This is a genomic window from Amycolatopsis sp. NPDC006125, from assembly GCF_040614195.1.
Classification (GTDB): domain Bacteria; phylum Actinomycetota; class Actinomycetes; order Mycobacteriales; family Pseudonocardiaceae; genus Amycolatopsis_E; species Amycolatopsis_E tucumanensis.
On the sequence record NZ_JBEXTZ010000206.1, the window covers coordinates 1 to 4,408 of the forward strand.

At 74.8% G+C, this 4,408-nt stretch carries 4 protein-coding genes; 1 reads left to right on the top strand and 3 read right to left on the bottom strand.

Annotated elements, in window-relative coordinates; genetic code table 11:
- Window positions 1–1,325, bottom strand: a 1,325-nt coding sequence (locus ABZ193_RS43300) for an MFS transporter (RefSeq protein ID WP_354714642.1), incomplete at its 3' end; no start/stop codon positions are given.
- A gap of 123 nt (window positions 1,326–1,448) precedes the next feature.
- Here ABZ193_RS43300 and ABZ193_RS43305 point away from each other — a divergent pair.
- The gene (locus tag ABZ193_RS43305; protein WP_237334783.1) at window positions 1,449–2,363 is read left to right on the top strand and encodes a LysR family transcriptional regulator; all 915 of its coding nucleotides are present in this window, start codon (window positions 1,449–1,451) and stop codon (window positions 2,361–2,363) included.
- Window positions 2,364–2,745: 382 nt separating this feature from the next.
- Here ABZ193_RS43305 and ABZ193_RS43310 read toward each other — a convergent pair whose 3' ends face one another.
- Window positions 2,746–3,432 (bottom strand): response regulator transcription factor, encoded by a 687-nt coding sequence (locus ABZ193_RS43310; RefSeq protein ID WP_237334784.1) that lies wholly within the window; start codon window positions 3,430–3,432, stop codon window positions 2,746–2,748.
- Window positions 3,429–4,408, bottom strand: a 980-nt coding sequence (locus ABZ193_RS43315) for a histidine kinase (RefSeq protein ID WP_354714641.1), incomplete at its 5' end; no start/stop codon positions are given. The genes ABZ193_RS43315 and ABZ193_RS43310, both read right to left, overlap by 4 nt.

The window sequence follows — 4,408 nt, forward strand, 5'->3', positions numbered from 1 at the left end:
TCTCCCTGGTCCGCGCCCGACACGAACGCGGGGATCACGTCGGGGGCGGTGGGGGGGGTGAGCGCCTCGGCGACGGTGTGGGCGCCGCGGGCGTCCTCGGGGAGCGCGGCGGTGAACCGCGCCGTGAGCACGGTGCCGATGACGGCGACGCCGAGCGCGCTGCCGAACTCCCGGGTGGTGGCCTGCAGCCCGGTCGCGACCCCGGCCTGCGCGGCGGGCAGCGAGCCGGCGATCACTCCGGACAGCGTGGGCAGCGCCAGCGTCACGCCGATCCCGGTCACGACGAGCCAGGCCGCGTAGACGGCGTACGGGGTGGCGGTGTCGCTCGTGGACAGTCCGAGGAGGCCGGCGCCGACGAAGCCGAACGCGAGCGCGGTCACGGCGGTGAGGCCGATCCGCGCCGTCAGGCGGCTGACGTGCCGCGCGCCGAGGATGATCGGGACCGTCAGCGGGATGACCCCGAGGCCGGTCCACAGCACGCCGAAGCCCTTGGCGTACTGGAGGAACGACGCGTTGACGTAGAACAACGCGAACATGCCGAAGAAGATCGCCGTCATGCCGAGGCACGCGCTGCGCAGGCCGGCGATCCGGAACAGCCGGGGGTCCAGCAGCGGGTGCCGGACCTTGAGCTCGACGACGGTCCACACCGCGAACAACACGGCCGAGCAGGCGAACCCGCCGATGACCAGAGGGCTGCCCCAGCCGGCCTCCGGGCCCTGCACGATGCCCAGCAGCAGCGCCACCGACGCGGCGACCAGCAGGACCGCGCCCGGCACGTCGAGACGGCGGTCGTGGCGCGCCGACACCGGCGCGATGCGAGCCACGAGCGCGGCCAGGACCAGCGCGATCGGCGCCGCGGCGGCGAACAGCCAGCGCCACGACCCGCCGGTCAGGATCGCGCCGCCGCCCGCGTTGCCGATCACCCCGCCGATGCCGGTCATGGACGCCCACGTGGCGATGACCGGGCCCTTGCGGTCGGCAGGGACGGCGTGCAGCAGCACCGCGAGGGTGTTGGGCAGCACGGCGGCCGCGCCGATCCCGGTGACCGCGCGCCCGGCGAGCAGGAGCGGGATGCCCGGCGCGACGGCGGAGATCAGCGCGCCCGCCGCGAACAGGGCCAGGCCGGAGAGCAGCACGCCCTTGCGGCCGAAGCGGTCGCCCGCCGCGCCGCCGGGGATCACCAGGCAGGCGAAGAAGACGACGTAGGTGTCGACGATCCAGACCAGCGCCGACGCGGACGGCCGCAGGGCGCTCGCGGCCAGCATGGGCACGGCCAGGTTGATCGCGGCGACCATGCCGACGACGAGCACGACGCACGCGCACATGACGGTGAGCAGACTCCGGTGCGAGACCCGGGTGAGAACTTGTGACATGACACGGACGCTAGGGATTCCTTCGACCTGCCTGCCACGCAACTTTGACAAGGGAACTTTGCGTACGATGCAACTGTGGCCGAGCACCTCGATCTGAACCTGCTGCGCGTGTTCGACGCGCTGCTGCGGGAGGGCAGCGTGACGGCGGCGGCCGAGCGGCTGCACCTGTCCATCCCGGCGACCAGCCGCGCGCTGGGCAGGCTGCGGCGGGCGATGGACGACCCGATCCTGGTGCGCGCGGGCCGCGGGATGGCGCCGACGCCGTTCGCGTTGCGCACCGCGCCGCGGGTGCGGTCGCTGCTGGAGGAGGCGTCGGCGCTGATCAGCGCCGACCGCGAGGTGCGGCCGGCGGAGCTGGAGCGGACCTTCACGATCCGCATCAACGACGGGGTGGCGGCGACACTGGCAGCGGCCGCGGTGGAGGCCGCGTCCGCGGTCGCGCCCGGGGTGACGCTGCGGTTCGTCGCGGAGGGCAGCGAGAGCGCCGAGGCCCTGCGCGACGGCTCGGTGGACCTGGACATCGGGGTCGGGGAGGCGACGGCGCCGGACATCCGCACGGCCGTGCTGTATCGCGAACGGCTGGTCGGCATCGTGCGGGCGGACAGCCCGCTGGGGCGGCACCGCCGTCCGACGCTGGCGCAGCTGTGCCGGCATCCGCACGTGTCGGCGTCCCGCCGCGGCCGGGCGCGCGGCCCCCTCGACGAGGCGCTCGACGCCGCCGGGCTGCAGCGGCACGTCGCGGCGGTGGTGCCGACCTTCGCGGTGGCCGCGCTGCTGGTCTCGTCGAGCGGCTACGTCGGGCTCGTGCCGCAGCGGTTGGCCGCCCAGTACGGCTCGGTGCTGGGCCTGCGGTGGTTCCCGGTCGCGGCGGAGCTGCCGGAGCTGGAGGTCCACCTGCAGTGGCACGCGCGCCTGGACGCGGACCCCGCGCACCGCTGGCTCCGCGCCACGATCGGGGACGCGGTGGGCGGGACGCCGGCACCGGGTTGATGGTCGACGCGGGCGAAGCGGCAGGTTCGGCTTTCGCGAACGGAAATTTCGCATCCGGGCGGTCACCGGCGGGTCAGCCGGACCACCGGGTACTCGCGGTCGCTCTTGCGCTGGTACTTGCCGTACCTCGGCTGCGCGGCGACGATGCGCGGCCGGCCCGGTCACGGTCGGCGCCGTCGAGCCGCTGCGGTTTCACCGGTACCCGGTCCTGGCCGGACAGCTCGATCGCCGCGCGGTCCGGGTGCGCCGTCAGGTTCGCAGTCCGGGTTCCGGTCGCCTCCGCCGGAGGCGACGAGCAGCCAGTCGGCGGTGTGCAGGATCAGGACGTCCATGCCCATCATCGGGCCGCCCTTGCGGCGGATGCGGGTGACGGTGCGGGTGTTCATGCGCCGCTGGAACCAGAGTGAAAGCCTGCGCGGTTCGCGGGCGTGACCAGCCCGGACTCGTAGGCGAGCACCACCAGCTGCGCGCGGTCGCGTGCGCGCAGTTTCGTCATCGCGCGGTTGACGTGCGTCTTCGCGGTCAGCGGGCTGATCACCATGTGCTCGGCGATCTCGTCGTTGGACAGGCCCTGCGCGACCAGCGCCACCGCCTCGCGTTCCCGGTTGGTCAGTTCGCCGAGGCCGGGGCCGGGGTGCAGCGGGCGGCTGACGTAGCGGTCGATCAGCTTGCGGGTGATCGACGGGGCCAGCAGGGCGTCGCCGCGGGCGGCGACCCGCACGGCGTGCAGGAAGTCCTCCGGCTGGATGTCCTTGACCAGGAACCCGGCGGCCCCGGCGCGCAGCGCGTCGAACACGTACTCGTCCAGGCCGTAGTTGGTCAGGATGACCACGTGCACCGCCGCCAGCGCCGGGTCCGCGGCGATGCGGCGGGTGGCCTCGATGCCGTCCACGACCGGCATCTGGACGTCGACGAGCGCGATGTCCGGCACGTGCTCGCGGGCGAGCGCGACCCCGGCCGCGCCGTCGGCGGCCTCGGCCACCACCTCGATGTCGTCCTCGTTGTCCAGCAGCGCGCGGAACCCGCTGCGGATGAGCGGCTGGTCGTCCACCAGCAGGACGCGGATCACGGCACCCGCTCCACCGGCAGTTCGGCCACGACGCGGAACCCGCCGTCCGCCCGGGGCGCGGCGTGGAGGCGGCCGCCGAGCGCGGTGACCCGTTCCCGCATGCCGAGCAGCCCCACCCCGGGCGACGGCGGAGCGTCCACTGTGGCCGTTCCGTTGTCGTCCACGCGGATCTCGAGCGCGGCGGGCCGGTATCCGATGTGGACCGAGGCGGTGGTGGCGCGGGCGTGCCGGGCCACGTTGGTCAGCGATTCCTGGACGATCCGGTAGGCGGTGCGCTGCACGGCGGCGGGCACGTCGTCGGCTTCGCCGTCGATCGTCAGCGTCGTCTCCAGGCCGGTGGATCGCGCGCGCCGCACCAGTTCCGGGACGTCGTCCAGGCCGCGCGGGGGGCTGGTGCCGTCGTCGCGCAGGGCCTCCAGGGTCGCCCGCAGCTCGCGGGCCGCCTCCCGTCCGGCGTCCCGGATCGCCAGCAGCGAGTCCGGCACCTCCTCGCCGCGCTTGCGGGCGAGGTGGACGGCGACCTCGGCCTGCACCTTGATGACGGAGATCTGGTGGGTGAGCGAATCGTGCAGCTCGCGCGCGATGTGCAGGCGCTCCTCGTCGGCGCGGCGCCGCGCGGTCTCCTCCCGGGTGCGCTCGGCCTCGTCCGCCCGGCGCTCGGCCTGCCGCACCGCCTCGCCCGCCGCGCCCGCGGCGACCAGCCACGCCAGCTGGAGCACGTCCCGGGAATGGGCGAACGCTCCGCCGACGGTCAGGTCCTGCGAGATCAGCAGCGCGAACGGCAGCGCGGCGAGCATGACCACGGTGGCGGCCACCGTGACGAGCCGCCGCCCGGCGCGGACGGCGGCGAACACCGCGAAGAGGTAGGCCAGCGCCGGGACGTCGACCCCGATGGCCTGCGCGGCGAGCGCGCTGAGCCCGGCGGCCGCCAGCACGGCCACCGGCGCCCGGCGGTGCGCGGCCAGCGCCAGACCAC